The 23,889-nt window shown below is 42.0% G+C and carries 26 protein-coding genes and 1 pseudogene; 16 read left to right on the top strand and 11 right to left on the bottom strand.

Annotated features, from left to right (window positions below; genetic code table 11):
* Positions 1-375: 375 nt before the first annotated feature.
* Positions 376-645 (top strand): AlpA family transcriptional regulator, encoded by a 270-nt coding sequence (locus D9603_RS07055; protein WP_128730782.1) that lies wholly within the window; start codon positions 376-378, stop codon positions 643-645.
* A 58-nt stretch (positions 646-703) separates the two neighbouring features.
* Here D9603_RS07055 and D9603_RS07050 read toward each other — a convergent pair whose 3' ends face one another.
* From D9603_RS07050 to D9603_RS07025, 6 genes are all read right to left on the bottom strand, one after another.
* Positions 704-928 (bottom strand): hypothetical protein, encoded by a 225-nt coding sequence (locus D9603_RS07050; protein ID WP_128730781.1) that lies wholly within the window; start codon positions 926-928, stop codon positions 704-706.
* A 243-nt stretch (positions 929-1,171) separates the two neighbouring features.
* Entirely contained in the window at positions 1,172-3,580 is a 2,409-nt protein-coding gene (locus D9603_RS07045; RefSeq protein ID WP_128730780.1) for a DEAD/DEAH box helicase, read from the bottom strand.
* A 25-nt stretch (positions 3,581-3,605) separates the two neighbouring features.
* Complete coding sequence (locus tag D9603_RS07040; protein ID WP_128730779.1) at positions 3,606-3,977, bottom strand: transcriptional regulator; 372 nt, start codon at positions 3,975-3,977, stop codon at positions 3,606-3,608.
* A gap of 31 nt (positions 3,978-4,008) precedes the next feature.
* Entirely contained in the window at positions 4,009-4,311 is a 303-nt protein-coding gene (locus tag D9603_RS07035) for a type II toxin-antitoxin system HigB family toxin (protein ID WP_128730778.1), read from the bottom strand.
* 259 nt (positions 4,312-4,570) lie between these two features.
* Positions 4,571-4,837, bottom strand: a complete 267-nt coding sequence (locus tag D9603_RS07030) for a hypothetical protein (protein WP_241651614.1) — start codon at positions 4,835-4,837, stop codon at positions 4,571-4,573.
* 10 nt (positions 4,838-4,847) lie between these two features.
* Positions 4,848-6,098 (bottom strand): site-specific integrase, encoded by a 1,251-nt coding sequence (locus tag D9603_RS07025; protein WP_128730777.1) that lies wholly within the window; start codon positions 6,096-6,098, stop codon positions 4,848-4,850.
* Between the two features lie 1,404 nt (positions 6,099-7,502).
* On the opposite strand from D9603_RS07025, the gene D9603_RS21945 reads away from it, so the two are divergent.
* From D9603_RS21945 to D9603_RS06980, 8 genes and pseudogenes are all read left to right on the top strand, one after another.
* Positions 7,503-8,036 carry a DUF3644 domain-containing protein gene (locus D9603_RS21945; protein WP_206644491.1) on the top strand — a complete coding sequence of 178 codons (534 nt, stop codon included), beginning with the start codon at positions 7,503-7,505 and terminating at the stop codon, positions 8,034-8,036.
* The gene (locus tag D9603_RS21940) at positions 7,949-8,719 is read left to right on the top strand and encodes a DUF3644 domain-containing protein (RefSeq protein WP_347232145.1); all 771 of its coding nucleotides are present in this window, start codon (positions 7,949-7,951) and stop codon (positions 8,717-8,719) included. Before D9603_RS21945 ends, D9603_RS21940 begins: the two co-directional genes overlap by 88 nt.
* A gap of 1 nt (position 8,720) precedes the next feature.
* Positions 8,721-9,545 carry a Cthe_2314 family HEPN domain-containing protein gene (locus D9603_RS07015; RefSeq protein WP_128730776.1) on the top strand — a complete coding sequence of 275 codons (825 nt, stop codon included), beginning with the start codon at positions 8,721-8,723 and terminating at the stop codon, positions 9,543-9,545.
* Between the two features lie 253 nt (positions 9,546-9,798).
* Positions 9,799-9,972, top strand: a pseudogene (locus tag D9603_RS22095) (integrase); the annotation flags it as partial.
* A 380-nt stretch (positions 9,973-10,352) separates the two neighbouring features.
* The gene (locus D9603_RS07000; RefSeq protein WP_128730775.1) at positions 10,353-10,772 is read left to right on the top strand and encodes a hypothetical protein; all 420 of its coding nucleotides are present in this window, start codon (positions 10,353-10,355) and stop codon (positions 10,770-10,772) included.
* A 549-nt stretch (positions 10,773-11,321) separates the two neighbouring features.
* A complete protein-coding gene (locus D9603_RS06995; protein ID WP_128730774.1) occupies positions 11,322-11,696 on the top strand; it encodes a MazG nucleotide pyrophosphohydrolase domain-containing protein in 375 nt (124 codons plus the stop codon).
* Between the two features lie 102 nt (positions 11,697-11,798).
* On the top strand, positions 11,799-12,209 hold the full coding sequence (locus D9603_RS06990) for a hypothetical protein (RefSeq protein ID WP_128730773.1): 411 nt from the start codon (positions 11,799-11,801) through the stop codon (positions 12,207-12,209).
* Positions 12,210-13,309: 1,100 nt separating this feature from the next.
* Positions 13,310-14,176: a phage integrase N-terminal domain-containing protein gene (locus D9603_RS06980; protein WP_128730772.1), complete on the top strand. Its 867-nt coding sequence runs from the start codon at positions 13,310-13,312 to the stop codon at positions 14,174-14,176.
* Positions 14,177-14,194: 18 nt separating this feature from the next.
* Here D9603_RS06980 and D9603_RS06975 read toward each other — a convergent pair whose 3' ends face one another.
* Positions 14,195-14,464: a helix-turn-helix transcriptional regulator gene (locus D9603_RS06975; RefSeq protein ID WP_128730771.1), complete on the bottom strand. Its 270-nt coding sequence runs from the start codon at positions 14,462-14,464 to the stop codon at positions 14,195-14,197.
* A gap of 114 nt (positions 14,465-14,578) precedes the next feature.
* Here D9603_RS06975 and D9603_RS06970 point away from each other — a divergent pair, with 114 nt between their 5' ends.
* From D9603_RS06970 to D9603_RS06950, 5 genes are all read left to right on the top strand, one after another.
* Positions 14,579-14,794 carry a hypothetical protein gene (locus tag D9603_RS06970; RefSeq protein ID WP_128730770.1) on the top strand — a complete coding sequence of 72 codons (216 nt, stop codon included), beginning with the start codon at positions 14,579-14,581 and terminating at the stop codon, positions 14,792-14,794.
* Positions 14,795-14,842: 48 nt separating this feature from the next.
* Entirely contained in the window at positions 14,843-15,220 is a 378-nt protein-coding gene (locus tag D9603_RS06965; protein ID WP_194086958.1) for a hypothetical protein, read from the top strand.
* A 485-nt stretch (positions 15,221-15,705) separates the two neighbouring features.
* Positions 15,706-17,430: a DUF927 domain-containing protein gene (locus D9603_RS06960; RefSeq protein WP_128730769.1), complete on the top strand. Its 1,725-nt coding sequence runs from the start codon at positions 15,706-15,708 to the stop codon at positions 17,428-17,430.
* On the top strand, positions 17,430-17,690 hold the full coding sequence (locus D9603_RS06955) for a helix-turn-helix domain-containing protein (protein ID WP_128730768.1): 261 nt from the start codon (positions 17,430-17,432) through the stop codon (positions 17,688-17,690). Before D9603_RS06960 ends, D9603_RS06955 begins: the two co-directional genes overlap by 1 nt.
* A complete protein-coding gene (locus D9603_RS06950) occupies positions 17,683-17,907 on the top strand; it encodes an AlpA family phage regulatory protein (protein ID WP_128730767.1) in 225 nt (74 codons plus the stop codon). The genes D9603_RS06955 and D9603_RS06950 overlap by 8 nt, the downstream gene beginning before the upstream one ends.
* Positions 17,908-17,927: 20 nt before the next feature.
* Here D9603_RS06950 and D9603_RS06945 read toward each other — a convergent pair whose 3' ends face one another.
* The 3 genes from D9603_RS06945 to D9603_RS06935 form a co-directional block, all read right to left on the bottom strand.
* Positions 17,928-18,731, bottom strand: coding sequence for a hypothetical protein (locus D9603_RS06945; RefSeq protein ID WP_128730766.1), 804 nt, complete (start codon positions 18,729-18,731; stop codon positions 17,928-17,930).
* A gap of 106 nt (positions 18,732-18,837) precedes the next feature.
* Positions 18,838-20,049 carry a site-specific integrase gene (locus D9603_RS06940; RefSeq protein WP_128730765.1) on the bottom strand — a complete coding sequence of 404 codons (1,212 nt, stop codon included), beginning with the start codon at positions 20,047-20,049 and terminating at the stop codon, positions 18,838-18,840.
* A gap of 174 nt (positions 20,050-20,223) precedes the next feature.
* A complete protein-coding gene (locus tag D9603_RS06935; RefSeq protein ID WP_128730764.1) occupies positions 20,224-21,084 on the bottom strand; it encodes a YicC/YloC family endoribonuclease in 861 nt (286 codons plus the stop codon).
* A 155-nt stretch (positions 21,085-21,239) separates the two neighbouring features.
* On the opposite strand from D9603_RS06935, the gene rph reads away from it, so the two are divergent.
* Both rph and pyrE read left to right on the top strand, forming a co-directional pair.
* A complete protein-coding gene (gene rph / locus D9603_RS06930) occupies positions 21,240-21,953 on the top strand; it encodes a ribonuclease PH (protein WP_010377321.1) in 714 nt (237 codons plus the stop codon).
* A gap of 20 nt (positions 21,954-21,973) precedes the next feature.
* The gene (gene pyrE / locus D9603_RS06925; protein WP_125250626.1) at positions 21,974-22,618 is read left to right on the top strand and encodes an orotate phosphoribosyltransferase; all 645 of its coding nucleotides are present in this window, start codon (positions 21,974-21,976) and stop codon (positions 22,616-22,618) included.
* Positions 22,619-22,739: 121 nt separating this feature from the next.
* Here the strand turns inward: pyrE and D9603_RS06920 are convergent, their stop codons facing one another.
* A complete protein-coding gene (locus D9603_RS06920) occupies positions 22,740-23,453 on the bottom strand; it encodes a response regulator transcription factor (protein WP_125250625.1) in 714 nt (237 codons plus the stop codon).
* Between the last annotated feature and the right edge of the window lie 436 nt (positions 23,454-23,889).

The raw sequence follows: 23,889 nt of genomic DNA, 5'->3' as shown, positions 1-23,889 counted from the left end.
GTAGTATAACTCAATATACACTTTTACGCGCAGAAAAGTGCGGAATTTTACATTTTTATGCGCATAAAAGTGTTGTGGTGTTCTAATTGAACAAGACCTTCCTTTTTTGAGAAAGCTTTTGGCACTTAACTCTTGGGCTTTTGGGGCAGTATGGGCAAAGCCTTAATTCATGCCATTTAGCCGCACACTAACCCTGCCCACAGAACAATTATTATTTTGGGCACTATCTACAAACTGGGGCAACTAGCTACCTGTACCCTCAGAAAGCTGCACGATCTGGGCATTTATCTGCCTACTGCGTCGGTTTAACTCTTGGGGCAAACTCCTAAGAGAACTTAACAGATCGGTGAGGCTTATTTTGGAAAAAGAGAAACGATGAACCCAACTACACAATCATCCACCACATCAACACACCCAGCGCGTCAGCAGCGGATTTTGCGCTTGCCCGAGGTAAAGGCCAAAACAGGCTTTGGCCGCAGCACCATTTATGCCTTGATGGCCAGCGGTGAATTTCCGCGATCTATTCGTATTGGTGCGCGTGCCGTGGGCTGGTTAGAAAGCGATATCGACCAGTGGATTGAAACCCGCCGTATCGGTGCTGCTTATGGCCGGGTAGAGGGTAAGCGCGGTATGCCCAACCAATAAATTGACCACCTGTTGTATCCATTCTCTATTCCAATCGTTGCCACTTGCCCATAACACGTCACTTATCACCTTGTTGGTTTTTCATGCCGTCTATTTTCAGTGGTCGGATGCAGACTCGGTGGTGAATTAGATGAAAGAAATGGCCATCAAACTCACCAGTCAAATCAGTTTTTTCTGATGACCTGTGCGCGGCTAACTGTTTGATATACATAGTCCAATACAGCTCTGTTTGGCGGCATTCAACTAGTGCAAAAAAATCGAGACGCCAAACGATCGTTTGCATTCTGGGCTTAAAAAATCAAACGGTTTGTACTTTGATGCCGATGTTGGTTTAGGGGGCAAAAAGTGCCAAACCTTTCTTTAAGCCAGTACCGGCAAGGCCTAGCAGCGTTGGATTTCAATCGAGAAGCCAAACAGTAAATGGGCTAGTTTCCCTATTTGGCGTTTCGATCCAAAAGCCAAACGGATAGTAGTTTTGGCGTATGGGGGTAAAAACATGGGGAAGTGTTTAATGAAGTGCTGCTGTTTATTTTGGCTTGGTATTTGATGAAGCGACGTTTTCTAACTTCAGTGAAGGTTGTTTGTCACTGTTACCCTCAAAGTATTCAAGGGCGTACCCCATTGCCTTGTAGCTTTTCTCGCGTTTTTTAAACATGCGTTGCAGCATTGGGAGGGCGCAGTCTACATAGTCGTGAATGGTGACTTGTGTTTTTCCTTCCGATTCACGATGAATACGACCGGCATATTGGGCTAATGTACCTTTCCATGCGATTGGCATGGCCAAAAACAACGTATCCAGTCTTGGCAGGTCAAATCCTTCGCCTACATATTTTCCTGTTGCGACGACAACTTGAGCCGATTGCAGATGATTGTCAGCGTTCTTGCGTTCCGCAGCTTTCATGGCGCCTTTAAGTACGACAGTGCTGATCCCCATCTCGGTAAGTCGTGAGTGTATGTACTCTGAGTGCTCTCTACGCTCCGTAAGGACTAACGGGTGTCCGCCATTTTGAACACACTGAGAGGCGTCTGAGACAACTTTTGAAGTGCGCAGCTCATTATTGACGAGCCAGCGGTAGGCATCGCTTATTTTTGGGCGCTCATCTGTTTTTATTAGCTCAGCTGGCGGTATATCGTAGAGCTGATGAATCATCACAGTTTGAGTAAATTGCTCATCAGGGCTTTGTTTCACTTTGTAGCGAATGGGCCCTGCCGCCATAAAAATGATTTTTTGATGACCATCTTGTCGTTCTGGTGTTGCTGTTAGGCCCAATACATACTTTGCTCTTACCTCGTTGAGTACCATTTCAAACCTTGGCGCGGATAAGTGATGGCATTCATCAACAATAATGTGGCCGTAGTCTTGGATGAGAGGCGTGATGGAATTGTCTTTTTTATTGACCAAGCTTTGGTAGGTGGCAATGTCGATAATGCCACTCGGCTTTCTTTTACCCCCGCCTATACTGCCAATGTTTACGTCGGGTAGGAACGTGCGCAAGCGCTCTTGCCACTGTTCAAGCAGTTGTCGGCTATGAACCAGTATGAGGGTGTTTACTTTGCGTTTTACGATCATGCCAATGGCTGTAACCGTTTTTCCAAATGCGGTGGGCGCATGCAAAATACCGAAGTCATGTTTAGTTATTGCGGCCACTGCGTCACGCTGGTTCTTTCGCAAAGTGAACTCGGTGTTAAGTTTTAATAATGGTTTACCGGTTTCACGCTTATCGTCAAATAGTGGCGAAATATTTTGCTCTTGTAGCAAAGCAATCGCGTCATCAAGACAGCCTCGCGGTAGTGCGAGATAACCATTTTCGATACGAGCACAGGAAATAAACCTTGGGATGCCATGGGTTGAAAAGCGCAAAGCTTGTGTTTTAAAAAACACAGGATTAGAAAAACTCGCTAATCGCTTTAGTCCGGCCAGTAGTGGCCCAGGTAACTCGCTCATCAAAAAGTAGATATGGTTGGCCAAGGTAATGATCACGTTTTTCGACAAAGACTCTAATTTTATTGGTGTGGCTTTGGCTGTGATTTCCCAAGGAGGGCGGTTGTCTGTTAGCCCTTGTTCGGACAGCAATAGGGTATTGGGTGAAATGGTTGTTATGAGTTGATCAATACTCGACTGAGTGAGCGTTTTAAGCCCAGCAAGGTACTGCCATTGATCATCGATGGCATTCAGATCACTGTCAACAAAGCAACTACAGCCTGAAAGGCGAGCCTCCTTTTGAAGTGGTAGTGCAATGAGATTGCCAAACCCGCCTTCAGGAAGGACATCTTGGTTAGGAAAGAGCCTGTCATAGGAGTCAAACGATAGATTTGGAAATATTTCCATGGCTTTATCAAGCAAAGAAAAACCCAGAGCCCGAGCTTGGTTCGCTGGGATATTGGTTTCAAAAAATATCCATAAGTGCGCCCCGTTGCCAGAACGTGAGATTTCTATCGCATGCGGAATATCAAACGCTTGGCACGCTTTGGACATTGCTTTGACTTCTTCTTGCCAACAGCCTTTGTCAAAATCGGCTGCCAACAAATAGCACGTATTATCTTTCAGTAAGGGATACAGCCCCACCACTTGATGACCGGCAAGGTGCCTGTAAATAATGTGCTCGTTTAATTCGCTAAACTTTCGGTGTGAACAGTCTTGGCATTTAATGCGGGGTTTGTTGCAAACCCCGCTTACCCACTCATTATCACAGGCTACGGAATAGCCACTGCGGCCCTGTTGATTTTGCCAACGATTGGCAAAGATATCCTCTCGTCCGCGAAATCGTTGTCTGAATAGGGCGACTTTTTGTTCTGGGGTGAATGTCTGTACTGAACGCTCGTTTTGAGCGCTACGCAAGGCCTCTCTTAATGCGAGAAGCTGCTGCTTTTCGTTTTCAAGCTCAGCTAGCCTGTTATCAATAGCAGAAATGTTTGGGTAACGAGCGTCATTCATAACAAACTATTGTTGATTCGCAGCGCTATGAAGCGCGAACTTGCGGTGGCTTGATCAGCGACTCTGCTGGAATACCTAATCCTTCATGGAGTTTCCAAATCATTTTTAGCGTGAGTGATCGCTTATGGTTTAGGATTTCATAAACACGATTGCTTTTACCTATCATGGGTTCAAGATCTTTAATGGTTAAGCCTTTGCGCTCCATCTCAAACTTTATTGCCTCAACAGGGTCTGGCAAATCCATTGGAAAATGCTTTGCTTCGTAGGCCTCGACTAACGTAACCAAAATGTCCAGCTTTTCGCCTTCAATGGTATCTGGCTCCGCCATCATTAGGTTTTCGATGTCGTGTAATGCCGCGCGGTAGTCGGCATCTGTTTTAATAGGTCTGATGTCCATTATATTTACCTCTTGTTACTACCTTTTGGCTTCAAATCGTTTGCACATCAATTTTATCGTATTGTGTATGGCTGCCGATAAACCGTATGTAAACCACCTTGTAGGCATAATTGATCCAAACAACTAACCGGTATTTATTACCGGCAATGTTAAACACGACGCGCCCATCTTTGAGAATGCTGGCATTTCTAAAGTCCTGTTTCACATCCGCCGGTGATCCCCAATCAGCGTTTAATGCATGCCTATACCACGCTAACGTTGGCTCTTTAGCGTCAATGTATTCTGGGCTGTCTTCCCAAAATGTTTTTAAGGTTGATAGTGCGATAATTCTCATAAATAGATGTTAGTCCCATATTGGGACTTTTGCAAGTTTGGCACTTTTGATGCGGTTAGGAGTTTTTACCGCATCCCCAATTGCCCCATTCCTTGGGGCGGTTCAAATCCTTCTTATTCACCTTCTAAAGCTTGTGGTATCAAATGTTGCCCCATTGTCCCAACAGCCCACTGCAAGTGAGCAGTTGGCTGTCTTGTTAGTTTCGCCTGATTGGCTTTTTCGGCATACGGCTTCGTTTGCCATCGAAGAAGGCTAATACTCAGAACCAATAGAGCGATTCTTCATAACCTAGGTTGTACGTTGGGCGTGCAGGCGAGATGAGTCCTAGTTTACGTCCTAGGCTGACAATCACGTAGAACGTGAGTTTTAACGTCAGCCAAGGAGCGAGTACCACGAATACCATCAGGCAATGCCGGGTAAGTGCGTAGCCTATGCCATGAGGCGGTTCGAGTAAGGCAATGCCAATACACCAACCAAGGCCTGCCAGCATGGCTATTGGAAAGGTAATGGGGGCGAGTAGCATCATCAGTTGCATGTTAACTCCCTCCTGTGTTGTGCTGTGAAGGGTGTTCAAAGTTCACCAGCGGTTCGATCACATCAGCTACGGTTTGATGGGCAATACGGCGCTCTTCAAAGTAATCGTGGCGGTCGTAGATGCCCTCAACGCCTTTTAGCTTATGGTTAAGACAGCGTTCGGCCACGTTGCCTGCGATACCCAAAGAGGCGGCAAGGCTGCGAAAGGTGCGGCGTAAATCGTGTACGGTGAAGTGTTCAAGTTTGCCCATTTTATTGGGTGGCTGCTTTTTGCGCCCAGGCTCGCGACCAAACAACTTAGAAATGGCGCGGTTCAGCGTATCTGGCCCCATATGTGGACGGTGGCTTGCTCGCCTGGCTGGGAAAGCATAAGGCGATCCACAAGCACGGATTTGCAGCTCGTTAAACCAGGTAATGGCTTGGCGCGGTAAGGGGATGCTGATTGGCACGCCTGTTTTACTGCGTTCTTTGGGTAGATCCCATACGCCCGTGGTTAAGTCCATTTCACGCCACATGGCTTCACATAGTTCGCTTTTACGTACGCCCAACACCAAAAACAGGCAGCAAGCGAGGTAATTGTCGCGGCCAAAGCTATTGATGTGGGCATGAAACACGCTAAAGGCGTAGTGAATTTCATCTTTGCTGAGCATCCTGTCTTTACTGGACTCCACGCCACCGGCATCGTCCACGGTAAACGCTGCTGCGGGGTTATTCAGCGTTAAATCGAGTTTAATCGCATGTCGAAACAACTGCTTCATGTACATCAAGGTGTCGTTAGCAATGGTAGGGCGGTTACTTTCTCGAATGCGTTCTAATACTTCGCGTACGTCACGTGCAGTCACTTCAGAAATACACTTAATGCCAATGACTGGGCTTATGTCTTTGGTGTAAACCCGATACGGAATCTTGGGATGCTTAAGTCGTCGGCTCAGATCGGTTCGATACCAGTCATGGAACAATTGATCCACGGTTTCAATGTCAGGTAACTCGATTTTCTGTTTCTCTAGCAGAGGATCTATGCCGTCACGTACTTCCTTTCGAAAGTATGCGGCGGCAATTCGAGCGTCTGCCAACGACATTAAAGGAAATTGCCCCAAGGTTGCTTCTCGTCTTCCTTTGGCTGTGGTGTAGCGGATCATCCGGTAAGGCGAGCCCTGTTTGCGGACGCAAAAGTATAGCCCTTCACCGTCTGAGTATTTTTTTGGTTCGGCTTTGCTGTATGCAATAACCTGTTTTGCTGTGAGTTTTCCCATGTTTACTCCATAGTTGCTGAAATAATGGAGGGGGCAATAATGGCTGCCCACCACCGATTTGCTTATTGAATCAGCAGCTAACCTGTTGTGGTGGCGAGTTAAATGCGAAAATTGGGCAACTTACTGCTCACCAATTTGCTCACCGCAAAACGCTTATTGAGCCAAAATGATGGGGCTGCCCACCATTCTGCCCACCACTAAACAGGTAGTTGGTAACGGACATCTGCAAACCGATTTGGACGGGAAAAATAAAAAAGCCCTGTATTTACAAGCAAATAACAGGGCTTCTAAGACATTCTTGGACGGGTAAAAAAACTACTCAATATTCTGGATCTGTTTATCGTTATAAATTTCACGATTTCAGTAATAACAAGGCCTGCAAAGTGATTTTGACCCGTTTTTAAGCCCTCTTACTCACCAGTGTACTCACCATAAAGAAATCGAAAAAATTTATGAAAAAAATTAAAAAAAATGCTCAATTTCTAACTGGGAAAGTTGGGATATGGGAAACATATCTAACTACCTGTATCAGTACAAACACAAAATGGTGAGTGCAGAGAGACATTCACAGACAACAAGCAATCATCACGAGTGATCCAAAATTGTAATTTACTGCCTGCTTTAACCAGGTAACATTTATCGCTAGGTCGAACGTGTTTAAGAGTGGTACGTTCAATCGGCTTTGCCGACCTTGCTATATCAGCAAATTCTACTTTTTAGCCCTTTTTATAAAGTCCATAGATTTCATATAAGCCCCTTTCGCTATGAGGTTGGTAAGTTTTAGGCGCTTGTCGCCTAAAGGCGCGCCATACCTCATGGCCAATACAGACTACGCAGAGAAAAGCCAGTCAAGCTAGAAATCGCCCGAAGGGTTGCGAAGCAAGGGGGCCCCGCTTGCGGGGTTCCGATTTATGGCTTTACAGGGTTTGAGCGAAGTGGTTTAGGGCTTAATGTGTAATTTTGTCATTTAAACTTAAAAAATTACTTCGCAAATCTTGACTGTTATTCTAGATTCAGTAAACACATTTCCTTGTTCGAATATTGAACGGGTGCCTCTTCGCAAGGCTAATGTGCGAGCATAAAATGTGAATTTCAGGCGTGCTAGTGAGACAGGGTAAAGTAAAAATACTATAACTTTGTTTTACCGTGAAGACGAGCCATTATTAACACAGCAACGTATTTCTAAGTTAAGTATAGCGTTGCATCCACCAATTGATCTCAAAGTGTGAACCGTCCTTAGGTTCGAACTCACTTTTGCCCATTTTTCGTGTTTCGCATGACTGAACTAGCTTTGATTGGTACTTGCCTGTTGACTTAATTTTAGTAATTCTGAAAAATGTCTATTGTTTTAGAGACATGCCAACAATTTGCTTTTATCAAAATCTACAGAAGGATATGAATACATTGGCAAGGAATAATAACCAGCTCGCTTTAGCTGATGTTTTAAGGGAGTTTGAAGAAAACGGCACTACCTTTACCGCTGAGATGGTAGCCCAACGCACCACGTATAGTAAAAACTCCATCAACAAGTACATTAATGAGAAGTTGCTTGATAAGTACATTTTTCATGCTGGTTCACGTGCCAAATACCGAATTGAAGGGATAAGCGCCTTATCAAATGACGAGTTCCTTGCCGTAATGAGTCAGTCAGCGAAAACTAAGCAAAAAAAACCGGAAGAGCAGTTTCACGACAAACTGGTTAGTCGCAGTCTCGATGCGTTTACTTTAGCGCTGGAGGTATATAACCGACCAAGTATGAAAAATCGTGTTGAGGCTTTCGCAATCATGATGGTCAATGCTTGGGAACTGTTACTCAAAGCAGAAATACTCAAGGCTGAAGGGTATAAAAAATCTTTAATGATGGGGGTAAAAGTATATCCATTTCAGATGCGGTTAAAAGAAGGCTGCAAGAAAAAGATCCTGTCAGAATCAATTTAGAGACGATTATTGATTTACGTGACCACGCCATCCATCTGCTGATACCAGAATTACAGCCACAATTGTCCCGGCTTTTTCAATCAACCGTTCTGAACTATCAAACACGTTATAGGAATGAAATGGGTAATGCCCCTCTTGCCGGGCAAAGTGTAGGTATGCTGAGTTTGGTTGTAGATGGACCCGCTCCAGAAGTAGCATTAATTCAAAAGTTGTATGGTAAACATGCTGCTCAATCAGTCTCGAAATTCATTCAACGCTTTGACGAAACATCGAAGGCGGTTGATTCTACAGAGTTCTCAATCCCGGTTGACTACAGACTTGCACTTGTTAAGCGGGAAGATGAAAGCGATCTGTCACTTAGTGTGGGTGATGATGGTGAAGGGGCTATTATCATCACGAAGACTAAAGATCCAGATGCTACACACCCCTACCATACGAATGAGGCCCTTGACGAAATAAACAAACGGCAGGCAACCATTTCAATCAAGAGTGGAGCTTTTCAGGCCGTGCTGAATAAACACAAAATTAATAATCAGACAAAGTCAGATATGCGTTGGGTGATTGATGGGAGACCTCGCTATTCTGAAAAATTCATTAGATGGTTTGTGGAAAATTTAAAGCAACCCAAGTGGCTGGAATCTGCTAAGGAGTTTAGACGCAGCCAACTTAGGAACAAGCGCTGATATGTCAGAAATAAAGTTTGATAGTGAGACTCTAGATGAATGCCTATTCATCGGCGTTGTGTACGACTTATACCAACCACTCTGCTTTCAAAATTTTGAATTTGGAACAGCTCCTTCCGACGTGAACTACGTTTTGCACGTCCATCACAGGGCAAATGCCCTGAACGATGTATTTAAGTCACTTGAAACAATCTATCAATTATTGTCACTGACGAATCTTCCGGTTGAAACGCCACTTGGAAATATTTCACGTTACAACTGGGTGCGTTCGATTCTAGATGTAATGTTAGGTAGAGTAACGTCGATTAGGGATTGCGTATTTCTATTGATTGAATCGGTTTATGAGGTTGGCCTGTCTCCGCGTAAGGTGTCCAGAAAAGCGTTAATTAGGAATGAAAAAATAATAACTAACAATAGGTTAATAGAACTAATAGATGAAGTCGCTGAAGCGGGAAAACATTTAAGAGAGGAAAGAGATAGACTTTTTCACCGGGGAGAGAGAAGAACTTTGGGGAGCCTCCCAGATTTTTATTATGCGGCAAGTGCAATGGAAGCTTTTGGAAGTTTAGGCAAGCATACTGGACCGGACGGCGAGGAGTTATTTCTCGAAGCGGAACACAAAAATGTTATCACGGAGATAGAGGTCGATTTCCATCAAGTTGTAACTGTTCTGTCGGCAACACTCACTGAAATATTTTCAAACCTTTACCCGATGTTTAAAGAGACATTTATTGGAAAGATGAAAGCAGGAGATGGTATAAACGAAGCCGCATTGGGTTTGATAGAGCGAGCTGAATACTACAACAGTAAGTCTTATCAAAACTAATCTATCGAAATAAAATTAGTTGAGCATTCACAATTATGATTGTTGTTATTAATGCCAGAGATGTGGCAGCTTGTGAATTGATTTATTGAGCGCTTAACTGTTTCTCAAAGTAATATTTTTCGAACTATAGAGGATGAGTGAGTTTAACCAATAGAATCCTTGCCATACATAAAGTAATCCGTAAAACGTTAATCAGCAAAGCCACTGACTCATTAATGTCCAAACCTTAGTCATTGGCAATCTATCTTCTGATCTATATGGTACTCACTCAATGCGCAGAACCAAAGCGACTTTGGTTTACGCACGAACCAAAAATATTCGCGCTGCTCAATTACTACTTGGTCACACAAAAATCGATAACACAATTAGATATCTCGGAATTGAGATTGAAGATGCTATCAAGATATCCAGAGAAACAGATTGTTAATTAAGAAAAGGCGGCAATTTAAGCTGCCTTTGCCCCAAAACAAGCTAGAAAATTTTGCTCAACGGGGTATTATCGGTTCTGACCGAATATTGCTTAGTCAGCATAAATTTAACGGTATGGTTTAAAAATGGCGAACGAGCTCTCATTGAGCTAGCCCTAAAAGTTGACTGTATTTATATACAGTTTCGCCGTACTTCTCCTATAGTCAAGAAAACGACCCTCTGGGTCGTTTTTATCCTTTTCATAATGATGAAAAATATCTGTATAGCAACAAGTTAGTTATTATGATAAAACTGGTACAATGAGATTAATGACCCATGACTCGGTAGAGAAACGACCCATTGGGTCGATATTAAATTGTTAGGTGCTAAGGATAGTTTTTGTTTAATAATCTAGTTCAGTGGCTCAAAGGTGGAGTGGAAAAAACTCTCTTTGAACAAGAGTGTCTCGATCTTTGCTTAAGTCACTTGCCCGAAAACTTAAAAAACATTGCTGAACAGCAAATATCCGAATATAACCTGTTTCAACGTGAAGCTGATAATCGAAGTTTAAACTTATATCGGGCTTCTATATTTAATCGAGTTATTGAACCTTCGGTGAAGCTGCCAGTTAAATCGAATGATTGCATATTGGTTAAGTTAGTTGTTGAGTTGAGTGAAAAAGAAAGGATTAATGTAGTCTTACACGCTACAAACTTTAGAGTGTTTTGTATTTGCTTTAACAAATCTGTAGCTCATTTAGCCCAAAATAAGGCACTAAACGTTATAGGTTGCACTAGTTCATGGAAATCAGTTGTTTAGCACCTAACAAGTGCCTCAACCAAAAGGACGCAAAACAGCAGGCTTGTGCTCCTTCGTCGCTCAGTTTAGCCTGCTATTTTGCGCCGGTTAGGCAAGCGTTAGGCCATACAGGGTTTCGTCGAATGGCATATTTAAAATAAGTAGGTATAGCTGAAATTGAGCCAGCTTTAATAATTATGACTACTAGACAAAATGATAACTAAGCGTAAGTTACTGTTTCAATTCTTACTATTATACCCAGCGTATACAGTTATAGCGCTGGCAGTACTTTGTGGGGTTTTATCTATTGCTTATGGGTGGTCTTATAGTTACACAAAGTCATTTTTCTTAGTTTCTTCTATTTTTCTTGTTGTGTTGTTTTATATACTAAATCTCAGGGCGATAATTCAGGCTCTGTTAGCTAAGAAATTGAAGTAATTTAATAAATGGCATATAACAAGTGCCTAAACCAAAAGGGACGCAAAACAGCAGGCTGTGCTCCTTCGTCGCAAATTTTAGCCTGCTATTTTGTGCCGTTTACGGCAAACGTTATGTGCTTCTAAGGTGTAGATGAAAGAATTTGAGCAGTTACTGACTATCGCTAAGAGAAAGTCAGAGTTTGACCAAACCAATAGCTGGTCTAATGGAGCGGCCACATACCTCAATGAAATTAAAAAAGAAGTTGATGAAGTAATTGAGGAAATTCCCAGAAATAGATCTTGCTATCTTGAAGATGAGCTAGGTGACGTGTTGTGGGATTACTTGAACATTTTGTGTGCATTGGAGTCTGAAGCTGGAGTAGATATTCGATCGGTATTAGCGCGTGCTTGTAAGAAATATGAAGAGCGTATCTCCGGTATTGAGTCTGGGAAACTCTGGAAAGACATCAAAGAGAAGCAAAAGTCAGAGCTGGCGAATGAGCAGTCTAATAAACAAAGCACATAACAATCCTAGGCAACATCGCCAGCAAGCTGGCTGGACCTCGTTACACTCGGCCGCTGCTGGGTGGCGTTGGTACCTTCATCACTTCTTAATTAAAGGTGAATCATGAGTAACTCACTGTCTCTCAAAGACTGGATCGACTTGTTAGAAAAAAACCACGATAAAGTAGTTACCTTGTGGACTATGTATTTAACATTTGTAGTAGCAATATCCGCAGGAGTTATTAGTTTAGGAGAGAAACTCAATACAAGTGGAAAATATCTAGCAAGTATTTCTTTCTTGATCTTCGCAATAATACATTTGGTTGAACTGATGCGCCGTTATAAAGCCATGAACGTAATATCTATCGAAATTAAATCTATTAGTGAAAGTGATGAAAGCTTGTTAGATAGTTCCAAAAACTGGCTAACAAATATAAATGTTGTGTCGCCAAGTATTGTCTTCGGCATTAGCATTGTATCGACACTTTTGGTGATGATATTGATAAACTATTTACCTTCTACCATAGGTACATAACAGCATGATTAAGCTGTTGGGCGTCTTATCATGACGCTAGCTCATAGAATTTTTATGCGAAATTCACCTAATACAGCCAACGGCGCAAAGCGTTTCTGTCCAAAAACGTTTTTTTAGCGGGTAGTTCTTTCAACCGAATTAGAGGCTACCTTTAAGCAAAAACATTTGCACTCAACAAGAATAAAACCTACGTAGCAGATTCTGAAAATTTTAAGTGATTGAAAATTAAAGGTTTGTTAGGTAGGGGCGATAAAATCAACTTAAAACTAAAGGTTATAGAAATAAGGTTCGAGCATTTCGCTACATGATCGAGCAAGGCAAAGTTTCTGAGGACGACCTACAAAGGTTAGAGAGACATCAGAGATTCGCTGAGTTTATCGAGAGTAAGAATGAACGCTCATGATGAGACCGTTTTTATCTAGAAAAGCAGCACACACCAATTCTTAAGAAAAACAGCCCAATATAATGGGCTGCGCGTGTAGGAACTACACGACTATCCTCGAAGACTACAGACGATAAACCCTAACGTCTGTTGGATTACACGCCTCCAGGGTCACACCCTGATGCACCATAGCCCTGTCTCATGCACCCAGGTGTGGGCCGTTACTATCGATAACGACTCGCAGAGTCGCCCGTCGAGGCCACTGCTCATGATGCCTCGACACCCAATCCGCCTTGAAAAATTGCAGGGCCAGAAGAGGGATGGAGATTTGAGCGTGTCAAAAAAGGTGTTGCAATCTCTGATCACTGTGATAATTTTATTTATGAATTAGCTCGAAATGAGCACAAAGAAAAAGGGCGTATTCACTGCCCGCAACACGTTCCTGAGGAGCTGCACTCGCAGCATTACGGGTCTCACGACCACCCCACTATAAACACCAATAAACCACAGTAGTCCGCGCTGTATTTCAACAGAAATCACACGGCTCAGCTTTGTTGCTTTAGACCAGTTAGCCTTTATGTCTTATGACAATATGCTCGGTTATTTACCGTTCATATGGCTTTAAAACTTACCTATTTTGGCATTTCGCCCCCTGCTCTTTGGTTTGGTGACTTCTCTGTATTTTTAAAATAAATATTAAACTTATGAGGAACGTGAAATGAGCCAATTAGGATATCGTTTTCATCAAATGGTGAACGACACACACCGCGAAAGTAACTTTAGCACTAGAGCTACCCGTAGCAAAGTTTTAAACCTTGCTGCAAAGCAGTTACTCAAACATGGTTATAGATTAAAAGACCCGTCCGGACTTAAAACCAAGCATATCAACCATCTTGTTACACGTTGGCAAGATGAAGGTCTAGCAGCAAAAACAATAAAAAACAGAATGGCGGCCTTGCGTTGGATTGCTGAAAAAATAGGTAAACCTAATATCTGTTCACGTAGCAATGATGATTACGGCATTCCAAGAGTTCGTAACAACCCCATTGGCAAGTCAAAAACGTTAGACATGGATAAGCATGCCAAGATCAAGAGTGACTTAATCAAGCTTTCCCTGCGTTTGCAGCAAGAGTTTGGGCTTAGAAAAGAGGAGTGTATGAAATTCAGCTTATCCTATGCTTTGGTAGGCGCTAACACTCTACAAATAAAAGGCTCATGGGCTAAGGGAGGTAAATACCGCACGATTCCAATTCGAAAAGAATCTCAACGACAGCTTATTCGTGATATTGCCGCTGTTACAAAAGGCGCACTTATCGAACCTGAAAAGAATTACAAATCACAAATGAAAGAATACGATCGTGAAACCAAACGCGTTGGATTGAATAAAAACCACGGATTACGTCATCATTACGCTCGAGAGCGCTATCTAGAGCTGACAGGCTGGAAATGCCCTGCCGACGGTGGCCCTCATAGAAAAGAGTTATCATCTCTTGATTATGAGCACGATATTAAAGTTCGGGAGCAAATTAGCCTAGAGTTGGGCCATGAACGATTGAAGATTACCTATGCGTACTTGGGCAGTTAAAATTAGGCATGCCTAATTTTATCCGCTTACTGACCAGTCCAATATCTTTTCAGCCAACTCGTCTTCAATACAGAACAAGAAGGCAGTTGGCACCTTTAGAACACCGCTCAACGCGACTACCGTTTTGAAATCTGGAGTGTGAACACCACGTTCATATTGGTTCATACGAGCAGACGCAACAAACTTATCCATCCCCGCCATTATTCCTAATTGCTTTTGGGAAAGACCAAGTCTTGTTCTTGCTTGCTTTAGCCGTGTTGGAAACGGCGAACCATCATTAGTTTTCAATTGGTGTAAGACATCTGCTCTTGAAAACTAAGATTTTCTTAGCTTTAATTAAATCTAGATACTAAGGAATACTTAGCAAGAAATTAGGCATGCCTAATTTCTTAGGAGGTTAATATGGGATTCGAAGGTTTTTTGGGAATATTAGTTGTTGTAGTTTTTTTTGTAGTAAGTGCGTTTTTCAGCTGTAGCGAAACAGCCGAAAGTGCAAATGAACAACTCGATCAGCTTGATGATGGTATGGGTAATATAATCGCTGATGGCGAACATATGACTCGTCAAGAGGCTGAGGATGCTCAGGCAAGAGGTGAGTTATACGACACTTATTACTAGGGCTAATTTATAGGCCAATTTGGCATGCCAAACTGGGGAGAGGCTTTTATGAATGAAGAAAAACTGATTAATAACTCTGAACTATGGCCATTTTTACCCGCGTTGGCTGAGATCAAACATCGACTGTGTGGTATTGAAGTCGAATGTGAGCCACTAGGCCTTTCTCTTGATAAGGATGTTCACACTGAAGAGGATATGTTATTCACTTTAATATCCCAAAAAGCATTTGCGTTCGATATAACCAACGAAAATGGGGCTGTCTGGGATGTTAGGCTGGAGCCCTTTGCAAAGTTTAAAGCGCGCAGCACCAAAATAACATTCCCGCTTACTGGCTATAATCCTAATAAGCGACAGCAAATCAGTAATTGGGTTATTGAGTTGTGTAACTGGGAAGGTGACGTATTTACCGGCATTACCAGGCATTAAAACTAATAGGAACTGCGATGACAACATATGAATGGTTTCAAATGTGGGTGTTAATGGTGCTGGCTATTCGCGCTACTCGCCACTACGACAAACTAAAACACGATCTATTTGAAGCAATTAAAGAGGGGAGAATATAGTTATGGCTCCTTTGTTTACAGGATGCGCCATGGTTCTGGCGTTGGTGATATTTTTTTCTTTGCTATTTCATTTTAATCGCGACAATCTCAATAAATTCGACTGATACCTAATTATTCCTAGCAAAAAATTAGGCATGCCTAACGTTTTACGTTCAAAAGCAGCATTTACATACCAAATTTCAGCAATGATAGCCCTTGACTTTTTCGAAGGTATTGTTTTTTAAAGGCTAAAAAACCCTCCTAAAGTCACCCTAGTTTTTCGCGCTCACTCTGAAGGACTTTATGGCAGCCTGTTCTAAACAGTTTCACACGCTCATATAGCGTTTCGAATTATAAGGAACAGCACCAATGCTAAAAGCAAAACCCGATGGTATCTACGCCCTTAACAAAGATGGTGAAGAGCGAAAAATTTCCGGTCCGATAGAAGTGAAGGCTATCGTTTCGTCGCCCGACATGCGGGACGATTTTGGTAGATTAATTGAGTGGAAGAATTACTTCGGACTATCAATACGTGAAGTTCTGCCAATGGGGGAAGTAGATGATTATTCGGCGAAGAAATTCAAAAAGAGGCTTTTGAATTCGGGGTTTGAGTTATCAACAAAAAAGTTTTCCTGGGACTCATTACTTTCTTATCTAATTGAATATCCATGTAGTGAGCATGCAATTACTGCTAAGCAAAGTGGTTGGATTGATCGCCAGTTTATCACTCCGGATTGGACAATAGGTGAAGCAACCACACCTGCTGTTTATGTTGGTGATTTTGCGGGTGCAAGCTTGTCTGAAGCAGGGACATTAACCGAATGGCAGCAACAGGTGGGCAGTTATTGCCGTGATAATCCCATTTTGATTCTTTCTATTTGCTGTGCTTTAGCTGCCCCGCTTATCGAATGGACGGGAATAGAAAGTTTTGGCATTCAGATTGTTGGTGCCTCAAAAACTGGAAAGTCTACAGCAATGAGGGTAGCCGCCAGTGTTTACTCTGATCAAACTTACTGCGAAAGCTGGAGCTCTACAGCAAATGGACTTGAGTCTATTGCTCGTGCAAGAAACAACATGCTGCTTTGCCTAGATGAGTTTAAGCAGTGCCCAGAACAGGAAATGGACCGGCTGGTTTATCATCTGTGCAATGGTGTTTCAAAACTGCGAAGTGAAAAAGATGGATCTCTGGGCAAGCGCTACCGATGGAACACAATATTTTTGAGCACAGGTGAGTTAACACTTAAAGAGTTACTCCACGATAACAACAAGGCAGTGAGCGCAGGCCAGATGGTACGTCTCTTGGACATACCTACATTTGGTGCTTTTGATGTGTTTGAGAACATTCATGAATTCTCATCTCCTAAAGAGTTCGCAGAACATTTAGGTTCTGCTACTCGAAAGTATTTCGGAACGCTTGCCAAAGCATGGGTAAAAATACTTTCCCGCCTTAACTGCCCTCAAGACGAAGTTATAAAAGAGTACAGGTGCATCCGAGAAGAGTGGCCTTGGGCAAAGGATATTGGGAGCCAGGCTAATAATGTGCTGGATAAACTAGCTTTACTCGCCGCCGCAGGAGAGATAGCGACTAATCATGGACTGTTACCGTGGCACTTGGGGGATGCAAAAGGCGCGTTAAAACAGGTTGCGATGGTCTGGCTCGACGACAGAGACGGAACAGAGAATGCTGAGAACAAGAAGCTGACTGAAGATATATTGAAGCTTATTAAAAAATGGCGACATAGCCTATCGTCAAAAGAACAATGGAACGATAGTTTTATTGGTATGTTTGAGTTCGAGCAGGAGTTGGTTTGGTATATTCCTCAACAAATCTTCAAAACAGAGGTAAATCAACCGAATAAGCAAATATATAGTAAAGTCCGAGAACTTATGTGGAAAAAGGGTTGGCTAAGTTCTAATGAGCCTGACCGGCGCACATTCAAAATTGGCAGCAAACGTTTTTTTAAATTCTTTCCCGAGAAAATTTGTCGCGAATGCGGTGAAAGTGTGGATCTATCCCACTTTTATCCAAATGATAACTCTTTGAATAGTAATACTAATCCCACTTTCCCAGCTTCCCAGAGCGAGAATTACTAATGCTTACTGATCAACTATTTGACGAAATAAAATGCGTTATTGAAAGCCAACTTTGCAAAGTAGCGCTCAACAGCAAAGAGTTTCTTACATTTGATGAATGTGTTCAATACACAGCACTGAGCCCGAATTTCTTGCGTCAACAAGTTAGAGAAGGGTTGCCCTACTACAAGCTTGGAGGCCGGCGAACCTTTTTCAAGAGAACAGAAGTTGATACTTGGATACTAAAGAATCGCGTGGAACTTGGAGACGAACATGAATAACGAGCTATTTGAAAAACGAGCGGGCATTTTAAAGCTTTATGGCGAAGAAGAGCGACTGATAAGTGAGACTGAGCGCTGCCGCAGAACCGGCATAAGCCGCACTACCTGGTGGCGTATGCAAAAGGCGGGAGAAACCCCGCCAGCCTCCAGCGTTGGTAAGGGGAAAGCCCGCTGGTTATTGTCGGATATTCTTCTCTGGATTTGTAATAAAGAATAAATCATATAAGAAATTTATAGTTAACCTTTTAGACCAAAGTACTTCCTAAGAGAGTAGCTTATTGTTTCAATTAAAGTTCTTAAGTTTGCTGTTGTTTTTTCATCACTGATTTTTATTGGGTGCATCGAATGCCTTATCTGTTCTTTATCTACTGAAAGATAATTTACAGACATGTCGATAAATAATATGGAGAAATAAATCATGGCTCCAGAGGCGAAGCCTGTTGCGATTGAGATCATTGCAAATACTAAATTTGAGATGGCTACATTTTTGCTTGTTTCTGATGATATGTAATGTGTCACATTTTTAGACGATGTATCAGAATTTATTTTCTCAACGGAGTAAAATTTTCCATTACTACTAATTTTTGCCGTTTCTAGAACTTGTGATGCACTAGATGACCTCTCCGCGCTAAAATAACTAACAGTCATGAACAAAATTGAAAATAAAAAAGTTATTAAGAAAAGTATAGAAGGTATCCAAATAACTTTTCTTCTCATTTTTAAGCTCGGATTATCAGGGAAGTCCTTAATGAGAAGGTGATGTTTTTTCCATGTTTCAACCGCTCGAACAGGATCGGAGAATTTATCTAACTGTTTGAAAAAATCCTTATTTCCTTGGTATTCGGTTAAGATTCTTAGATTAGAAGACTCGATATATGATTTGGAAACATAGTCCATATCATCTGGTAGAGATATTAATATTTCAGCAGCTTTTTGCTTAGCATCAGCCTTTTTATGTTTTTTCGAAAACCATAAAGGCAAAATGATCGCGAGAAAAGCGGTTGAAATTGTTAGAATTTGCACTAGCTCATTGAATTTCATTTAAACTCTATCTTTAAAGGTTATTTAATCATCTCTGCAAAACTCAATACAGTTGATAACTGGGTTTGAATCTTAGACATATCTTAACCAATTTTTAACTTGTCTGCTAAAGTAAGTATTTGATATTTTTTGCAATGGCTTGATGGATTTCCTTCCTCTGTTCAAAAAAGTCATGCTTGTTGTAAATCTCATCTAACTTACTGATTTTATGATTTAAACAACGCTCTAAATGGTCATCTTGAAACTTCAGTTCCGATCCAATAGATCTGAATGTACGACGAAGATCGTGAACTCTAAAATGTTCCAAATCACCCATACGATTTGGCGGTGGAACTTTCTTGCTTTTGTCTATACCGAACAGTGAATTAATAGCGCTGTTGATGGTATCAGGGCCCATATATGGTTTTTTGCTCTTTCGTCTAGCCGGAAATACATAATCTGAGCCATGTGAGCGAACTTTTAGTTCTCTAAGCCATTCTACAGCGAGTGGTGGTAACGGAATCTTTATAGCCCTAAAGTTTTTCTTGGTACGCTCTTTTGGTAGATGCCAAACCGCATTGTCTAAATCGAATTCATGCCATCGTGCTTTAATTAATTCAGATTTACGTACACCTAAAACCAATAATAAACAGCAGGCCAGGTAGTTGTCGCGAGTAAAAGACTCGGAGTATTTTCTGAATACGCTGAATGCTTGTTCCACTTCATCTCTCGTCAACACTCGTTCTCGGCATAATTCATCCCCTCCAGCGTCTTTATAGCTAAAGGCTGACGCGGGATTGTTGAGTGTAATATTTAATTGAATAGCATGTTTAAAAAGGTTGTTAAGTAGATCAAGGACATCATTTGCCACAGTAGGTCGTCCACTGTCGGTAATGTTATTTAGGATATCTCTAATGTGGAATGCATTAACCTGCTCAACTTTAAGGTGACCAATGAATTTGGCTACATTGTTGTCATATTTACTTTTCGGAATATCAGGCCTTTTTAATCGTTTGAGCAGCTTATTTTCATACATATCTTGAAATAAGTCGTCAAAAGTCATTTCAGTATTCATTGTGAGGGAGCTAAGCGATAGTGGATCAATGCCTTCTCTGAGCATCGCCCTGATTGTTTCTGCTTCTCCACGTGCTTCAGCTAGTGTCAGTTGCCCGTACTTACCCAGCGACTTTTCTCTCCTCTTTCCATTAAAGGAATATCTCAAGGACCAATAAGGCTCACCACGTTTAGGAACGACGAACGACAACCCATTGCCATCGGATGTTTTACTATGCTGACCTTTAGCAAGTATGTTGACTTGTTTAACTGTTAAATTTGGCATTTCTCCACCTCTTGTACTCACCAGTAGCTTGAGACTAGCAGTGAAAAATACTCACCACAATACTCACCAATTGGATGAAACAGAATGAAAAAATACGGAACCATAAAAAACAAAACCCCGCTATAAAACGAGGTTTTTCAATGTTTTAAGAGTTTTTGTGAGCGCTAGTGAGCTTTATTCAATATTCTGGATCTGCTCGCGCATCTGTTCGATCAGCACTTTTAATTCTACAGCGGCGTTGGTGATGTCGCTGTTGATCGACTTTGAAGCAAGGGTGTTAGATTCGCGGTTAAATTCTTGCATCATAAAGTCTAAACGACGACCACAAGCGCCTCCTTTTTTGAGGATTTTGTGGGTTTCTTTGACGTGTGACTTAAGACGGTCGAGTTCTTCTGCAACATCTTGTTTTTGTGCAAGATAAATAAGTTCTTGCTCTAAGCGGCCTTCATCAATGTCGGTTTTGAGTTCTTCAAGCTTTTGAGAAAGCTTTTCACGTTGCCATTTTGTCACCTCAGGCATGTGCCCTTCAACAATGGCAACTTGTTCTAATATACCGTCGAGGCGGGTGGTGATCATGGTCTCTAGATTTTCACCTTCACTTGCACGCGCAGCTTTAAAGTCTTCAACTAGATCGTCAAAGCCACTTAACAGCTCGCTGTTTACGGAGTCCAAATCAACTTCTTCGGCTTCCATCACACCTGGCCAGCGTAGAATATCTACGGGATTGATGTCGCCACCACTTTGAGATTGTAACCACTTTGCGCTTTCAACAAGTTGCTTCGCGAGTGCTTCGTTGACACTGAGTTGGCCTACGTGCGCTGGGTTTGCAGTGAACTTTAGGAATACTTCCACTTTGCCGCGTTGTAGGTGTTTACGCAGGCGCTCACGTATTACTGGCTCTAAGCCTCTAAATTGTTCCGGTGCGCGGATAAAGGTTTCAAGGTAGCGTTGATTAACTGAACGAATTTCCCAAACCCCAGTGCCCCAATCACCTTTCACTTCTTTGCGGGCGTAGGCGGTCATACTATGGATCATATAAAGTCCCTAAAATTTAGCTTGGTTTAACCGCAGCATTATAGCCGAATTTCCACACAGCCCTAAAGTGAATTTTATTTTTAGTCGGATCGCGTGGCATAGTCTTTGTGATCCCTTTATAATGTACGGCAAATTTTGATGATGGGGGAACGTGGATGCGTCCAAGCGAAAGAACTGCAAATCAGATCAGGCCGGTTACATTTACTCGTAACTATACTATGCACGCTGAAGGCTCAGTAATGGTGGAGTTTGGTAACACAAAAGTGTTATGCACAGCTTCTGTAGAAGCCGGTGTACCACGCTTTATGAAGGGGCAAGGCAAGGGCTGGATCACCGCAGAATACGGTATGCTTCCGCGCTCTACACATACGCGCAACAACCGTGAAGCAGCGCGCGGTAAACAAGGTGGCCGCACCATGGAAATTCAACGCTTAATCGCGCGTGCTTTACGTGCCGCGGTTGATTTAAAAGCGTTAGGTGAAAACACAATTACCATTGACTGTGATGTTATCCAAGCTGATGGTGGTACTCGTACTGCGTCAATCAGTGGTGCTTGTGTGGCATTGGTTGATGCACTAACGCACATGCGTGCAAAAGGCATGATTAATGTAAACCCATTAAAATTTATGATCGCGGCAATTTCGGTTGGGGTTTATAAAGGTCAGCCAATCACGGATCTCGAGTATCTTGAAGACTCAGAAGCCGAAACAGACATGAATGTGATCATGACTGAAACCGGTAAGCTCATTGAAGTACAAGGTACTGCTGAGGGCGAACCTTTCTCGTTCGACGAGCTAGACGAGCTACTTGGCTTGGCGAAACATTCAATTAGAGAAATTATTGATCTACAAAAGCAAGCGTTAGCGTAATCAACACTCGGTAGGAAAACATGAAACAGTATCAAAAAGAGTTTATTGAATTTGCCTTAGAAAAGCAGGTGCTGAAGTTTGGTGAGTTTACGTTAAAATCAGGCCGCACAAGTCCTTACTTTTTCAATGCAGGCTTATTTAACACGGGTCGTGATCTTGCCCGTTTAGGCCGTTTTTATGCGTCAGCATTGGAAGATGCAGGTATTGAATTTGATGTGTTGTTTGGCCCAGCATATAAAGGTATTCCTATTGCAACCACTACAGCGGTTGCCCTTGCCGATCATCACAATAAAGATGTGCCTTATTGCTTTAATCGCAAAGAAAAGAAAGAGCACGGTGAAGGCGGCAACTTAGTAGGTTCTGCACTTGAGGGTCGTATTATGTTGGTTGATGATGTGATCACGGCGGGTACTGCTATTCGTGAGTCAATGGAAATCATCGCGGCCAACGGTGCCGATCTTGCTGGTGTATTAATTGCGTTGGACCGTCAAGAAAAAGGCAAAGCTGAGCTTTCTGCTATTCAGGAAGTTGAGCGCGATTTTAATACTCAGGTAGTTTCTATCGTTAAGCTTGCTGATCTGATCACTTACCTTGAGCAACAAGGTGGTATGGATGCACACCTAGATGCAGTTAAAGCATACCGTGATAGCTATGGCGTAGCGTAATACAGCTCGCGCTTTGTATTATTGAGCGGTTAGGTTTACTAGCCGCCTATTCTCTTTTCACTTTGCGTTCGTACAATCAAAGGCACTATATTTTTCTGAGCGTTAAGTGAATTACTGATATTTAATTTAAACTGACTATGGGTATATGCCGTAGCGCCCAATTAGCTAGCTCAACGCGATTGCGTGAGTTCGTTTTTTTAAACGCGCTATAGATATGAGTTTTTACTGTATGACTACTTATATTTAGCTTGTCAGCGATATCTTCATTTTTGGCACCCGCCGCGATTAGTTTGATCACTGATTTTTCTCTACAGGTGAGTATACTTAGCTCTTCACTGTTTAAGACTATATCGCTATTAGGCAGCGTTTGAGGGAGTGCAGCAAGTAGCTCACTAAATGCGGTAGAAATAGCACTTCGACAAAACCAAAGCTCACCTTTTAAGACTCTGCTAAGTCCTTTAAATAGAGTTTCGGGGGGGGAGTTCTGGTAAAGTAAGCCTTTCACATTACCAAGTAATGCTGTTTTTTCATTTACTTCTTCGGGATTGGCATTGAACAACAAAACTTTATGGGTTGCGGCCAATAGCTTAACTTCAGCACTTATCAGCTCGTTACAGTCTCGGTGTTCAGTATCCACCAAAAAAAGAGCAGTTTGTGCGCGTAAATTTGGCTCAGGAAGTCTGGTATCAACTTTAACTGAGCTTCCTAAGGTTTCTAACACTTTTATTAATAGTGTGTAGTTGGTAGAGCTTGTATCGGCTTTGGCGTGAGTTAAGATAAAAAAGTTGCGTTTTTGCCACTCGATGAAATCATTAGAATTTTCCTTAGTAAGCATGGATGTACTCAATCCTTTTTTATTTTATTTAAAAATTAATATACATAGTTTTTACAAAAAGTTAAGTTTTTTATAATTTGGGTTTGCTGAATTAACGACTCTATTTTTGGCGTTAAAACGTTAGGTAATAAGACGCTATTGTTGAATTTTACTGGAGCTTCAGTGCTTTAGAATGGTCATGTAGGTAAAGGCCAGCTACGTAGGCAAGCCTTTATCGAATAATACAAAAGTATAGTGTGATCTCTAGCTGAGGGGGTATCTTAGCCTCAACTTGAGATAAGAAATTAGTTAATCAACTAAAATACCTAAACCCAGACGTGTAATATCACGCTAGCGGAAGCTATCTCTTATACCAATTTGACTTAATACTTGCTCAATTTGAAGGAGTCAATCTGACGCTAACCGCGTTAAAAATTTCTCATTTAGAACAACTAAA

This window comes from Pseudoalteromonas sp. PS5, assembly GCF_004103255.1.
GTDB lineage: Bacteria > Pseudomonadota > Gammaproteobacteria > Enterobacterales > Alteromonadaceae > Pseudoalteromonas > Pseudoalteromonas peptidolytica.
Note: the sequence above shows the minus strand (reverse complement) of the source record. Positions and strands in the feature narration are given on the sequence as shown.